We start from the raw sequence: 4,367 nt of genomic DNA, 5'->3' as shown, positions 1-4,367 counted from the left end.
GCGGCTCACCACGTGGTAGTAAGGCGTATCCTGCAGGCTGATTTGACGTGAACGGGCGATGGTCATGGCGAGCTCCTCGGCAGCGATGCTTCAAGTCCAGCAGAGCACTACGCCCCTGTCAAAACGGTGGGTGTCCCAGAATTCTTCATGCAAACCTCAGCCTATGGACTGCTCTTGTTATCCGTTCGAAACAGACTATGGCAATTCTGTGGTCTCCAGTAGCCTGATATGAAATTGGGGCGGTCACCATCTTGGGTGGTTGCCCCACTAGCTTATCCCTGCCATCCGGCAAGGCTACCGCCCCTGAATGACAGCCTCCAGTCTGCTGCTGTTAACCTGCGATCTTGCCTTGGCCTGGCGCATGGGTGACTCCGGTGAGTAGGTTGCCAAACGGCTATGTTAGCGAGTGGAGCGGGGGAGGGAAGCAGGAGACGATGGTTTCCTGAGCAAGATCAATAAATTGATCCATTAAATTGGGATAGCCAGCGTGGTTGGTGGTGGCTATCCCAGTGCTTCAACATCAGCAAATGCAACAGAGGGACAGGACTCTCATTGTTGCTGCATGGGCCTCTCATCGCTTGCCGGGCTGTTGTCCGTTACCTGGCGTGCAGAGCCTAAGATGCGCCAATCTCCTCACTCTGTTTGGTGTCGCAGCTCCAAGGGCTAGGCATATTGGTCTTTTGGAAGCTCATAGTGCGGTGCATCAACGAATGGCTTGCGGCCTTGGCTGATGCGTTTTTGGATATAGGCTTGAATCAATTCATCAGGGGGAATCTCAGAGTCTGTGAGTAACACATCCCAGTTTCCTCCCCAGCGAATAGGTACTCCGTACTCATGGGCGGCTTCACGCATAGCGAGAGCTATTTTGCAGAGCAACTCGGTTTCCCAACGCACCTTGTTTCCTATATAAGCGGCCAAATCAACGGCATATCCACCCAAGTGACGGGAGGACATGGTGGTACTCGCGCCGCTGGCGACATAAGCCCGCTGTTCTTCGATGGTGCGCACTCCATCGATAACTGAAAAATCGACAGGGGTAATTTCTATTGCTCGTTTAACGACTTGAATCAGATCTGGATGAACACCTTCAAGCTCTGTAAGGGAATGCTGTCCAAGTGTATATATGGCCATAACAATTCTCCTTTTTATGTTGTTGATGTCATTTAAAATTGCCATAAAATGACTCATAAACATGAGTGTATCGTTGTTATTTATCTTCGCAGACAGCTTTAACTCTATATCTACCATTGTCTAGCTTTTCTATTTCAGCATGGCATCCATCTACAGCAATGGAGTCCTTGACATTTTCCAGTTCTTCTTCCGGTATATTATCTAAAACATAGCAGACTTTCATATTTCACCCCATTTATAATGGACAGTTATCAATTTTACCATTGACTATTAAATAGTTAGCTGCGTCTATGCGGGCTTTTGCCGCGCTAGAGCCATTCAGAAACAATCCAAATTTCATGTTGTTATATTTTGAGTTTTTTATCCAGGTCGTCAGTTCATTTTGATGGTTGGCATCAATGACATTGTTTGGCTTCCAATAACTTATTAAACATTTACGGGCTGGATCAGACATGAATTGATCATTAATTATTTTCTTATGAGTTTCATTAGCCCTAGTCTCTTCATCGACAGAGACTTTGGCGAGTCCTGTGAGAGCACTAGGAATGGTTCCAGAGTAATAATAGCGAGCAATATCAATCGATGCATTACCTGCATCATAGTAAGAAAATAACTGTTTAGTCCCTAGCAAGATATCATTTCTTACTTGAGCCCTGTCGGCTCGCATTTTCTTTACTAGTATTGCCATAGTGTTTTCGAGAAGTGCTTTTTTATCAAATGAGGCTTTGCTACCCAAAATGAATGTAGTGATAGCAGCTAGTGCCTCTTTAGTTTCCGCCCCTCCTGCGATAACAGTTCCACCCGATAGTGCAAGCACTGCTATATCTGTTGATAAATCGAAAGATATATTTTCCTTGTATATGTTTGCCTCAAATTCAGAGTACGCTAAATCAATGTCTCTAATTCTTTTATGAATGATGTTATTGCGTGTGGTTTCATCAATTATATACTTATATTCTTCGTCGGAAAAAAGAAATATGCTATCCGAATTTGATGGAAGATCTGCCTTACTGGTATTGGGATAACCACTTATTGTGGAACATCCGCTTAGCCCTAAGAACATAAAAATAACTAAGAACACTGTTGTTTTTAGTTTTTTAGGCATGATTAGCCTCCTATGCTAGTGATGTCTCATTGCTATGTTCCTGCTATATGACTCATTGAAAAATTAAGGTATTGATAGTGACAATGAATTGTTGTTTTATGATGTATGATTCTGTGCTTTATTAATCTCGGCATAAGTTGGTACTGGAAGAATTTATGGGCGATATTCTTGGGTTAAATGATTGACACCTCCATCACTGTCATTACTTTTTAATAAGAAACGGTTGAAGTATTAGTGATGGAAAGGCTGACAAGGCTACCGCCCCTGAATTACAGCCTCCAGTCTGCTGCTTTTGTTTGTATTGTTGCTCTGGCCTGGCTCATAGGTGACTCCAATGAGTAGGTATCCGAATGAAAATGTTAGCAACTGGAGCCTGAGGCGAGAGCGGGGAGCGCTCATTCATTGAGCCGGATCAATAAACCAATCAATATTTATATGTGAAGGTGAGTGTTGGTGTTGAAAGAGTCCCAAAAGGGCACGCTTTTCCATATGACAAGGGGAGGTAGCAAGGACGGAGCGGCGTCAGTGCATCAGAGCCCGAGAAGGTCTGTGGCTCTGCGGCAAGCTCGGGTATCGATGCCGAAGGTGGGGCAGTGGTGAGTGAGACACCGGCTTGTGGCCGGTGTCAGGAGACGTCAGGAGACTGTACATAGTGGTAGCGCACATTCCATACGCTTGCTCTATTCAGACCAGGCCACTGTGCAGTGCATTGATATTTTGTTCACGCAGGGTCTGGTGATGCGCCTGCAGACCGTCATAGATTTTAAAATCGATTCTTGCGGCGCTGACGGAATGGCCATCGGCGTCTTGTACGCCATGTTTTTCAAAAAATGCATCGACCACATGGTTCATCTCTTCGGTCAAGCTATGAAGCGTCTTTTGAACCAGCTTATCTCTTACTGCGGACTTGATGTCCCGATCGGCATGGTCAACCCGATCCAGACCCGCCTTGTCGACCAATACCCTCGCCGCACTCTCGAGAGCGCTTTTTCCGGCATTATGTCTGTCGATCCCCAACATCATGGCGATATTGTTCAGTATTGGTTTGTTGACCTCTGGGCTGGCAAGATAACTGCCATTTTCGATTAGCTTGTCTAACTTAAAGGCGGCATAACAGAGGAGGTGCTGTTTGGCTGCATCCTGCTTGTCTGACGGGCTCCCCAGAGCCTTAAAAGCGGATTGACAGGCTTTGGCGACCACCGTATCGCCGTCCCTGCCAAGCCATAGCTCGTTTGATAATTGGGTAATGGTTTGTTCTTTGATCTCTTGCCTTTTAGCCATGGCATCGGCTTTTGACAACCGAATACCTTCCCTCGCATGCTCTGTCGGGGTGAAGCGCTCCTGCCCTGTCATGGTGTTGGCACTGAAGGGATTTCGAATAAACATACAGCCTCCAAGGGGAGAGACGAACGCGTTGAACGCATCTCCTGATGAATAAAACCCCTGAATCTTAAATTCACACTTCGTGGTCATGCTTTCGTTTTTTGCCCAAAACTACGCCTTTTTGCCCCCTCTTCTACCCAGTGAGAGACACCGACTCCGCCAGCCTCAGTACGTCATGTTTTCGAGCGTCATTGGAACAGTTAAACGCACAGGCACGGCTTCAGACTCGGACCGCGAACGCTCGAATACGCTGCGCTATTGGCGCCTACGAATGCAGCCAGTTCGGCAAATGCATCAGAGGGGCAGGGTATTGGCTCCCCCTTCAATCCGCCGAGGGGGGGTAGCAAGGTCAGGAGGAACGGTGGGTGTCCCGATTTCCTCCATTTCCTCCCCGCGTGGCGAGCCCACTTAGCTACTGTCGGGCACGGTATTGGTCCCCCCTTCAATCCGCCGAGGTAAGGGAGCAAGGTCAGGGACGATCAGTGGCTACATCAATGCATCCCGTATCGGTAAGAGTATCCGTGGGGCACGGTATTGGTTCCCCCTCTGATTCGCCGAGGTGAGGCCATCAGGCCAGGTCGCGAGACAGGGATGTCGAGCGAGAGGCGGCGGTCCAAGGATGGACCGTCGGCGCGTACCGTCGGCCTGATGGCTGAGGCGAGGGTACTCGACGAAGGAGAGCGAATCAGCGGGGTTGGCCGCTCGATTGGTGACTTTTCTTTGGCCACGCAAAGAAAAGTCACTCGCC

At 48.0% G+C, this 4,367-nt stretch carries 4 protein-coding genes and 1 pseudogene; all 5 read right to left on the bottom strand.

Annotation, left to right across the window (positions count from 1 at the left end; translation table 11 throughout):
* Positions 1 to 66 (bottom strand): annotated as a pseudogene (locus BN1133_RS20405) (transposase); the annotation flags it as partial.
* Positions 67 to 663: 597 nt separating this feature from the next.
* Positions 664 to 1,194 (bottom strand): M15 family metallopeptidase, encoded by a 531-nt coding sequence (locus BN1133_RS03295; protein WP_231686232.1) that lies wholly within the window; start codon positions 1,192 to 1,194, stop codon positions 664 to 666.
* A 13-nt stretch (positions 1,195 to 1,207) separates the two neighbouring features.
* A complete protein-coding gene (locus tag BN1133_RS19970) occupies positions 1,208 to 1,354 on the bottom strand; it encodes a hypothetical protein (RefSeq protein ID WP_157432335.1) in 147 nt (48 codons plus the stop codon).
* Positions 1,355 to 1,366: 12 nt separating this feature from the next.
* Positions 1,367 to 2,236, bottom strand: coding sequence for a hypothetical protein (locus BN1133_RS19965; RefSeq protein ID WP_153006759.1), 870 nt, complete (start codon positions 2,234 to 2,236; stop codon positions 1,367 to 1,369).
* A 684-nt stretch (positions 2,237 to 2,920) separates the two neighbouring features.
* Positions 2,921 to 3,622: a hypothetical protein gene (locus tag BN1133_RS03290; protein WP_050665131.1), complete on the bottom strand. Its 702-nt coding sequence runs from the start codon at positions 3,620 to 3,622 to the stop codon at positions 2,921 to 2,923.
* Positions 3,623 to 4,367: the final 745 nt, after the last annotated feature.

This window comes from Aeromonas schubertii (assembly GCF_000820105.1).
GTDB lineage: Bacteria > Pseudomonadota > Gammaproteobacteria > Enterobacterales > Aeromonadaceae > Aeromonas > Aeromonas schubertii.
The sequence above is the reverse complement of the archived record's forward strand: the minus strand, read 5'-3'. Positions and strand labels throughout refer to the sequence as shown.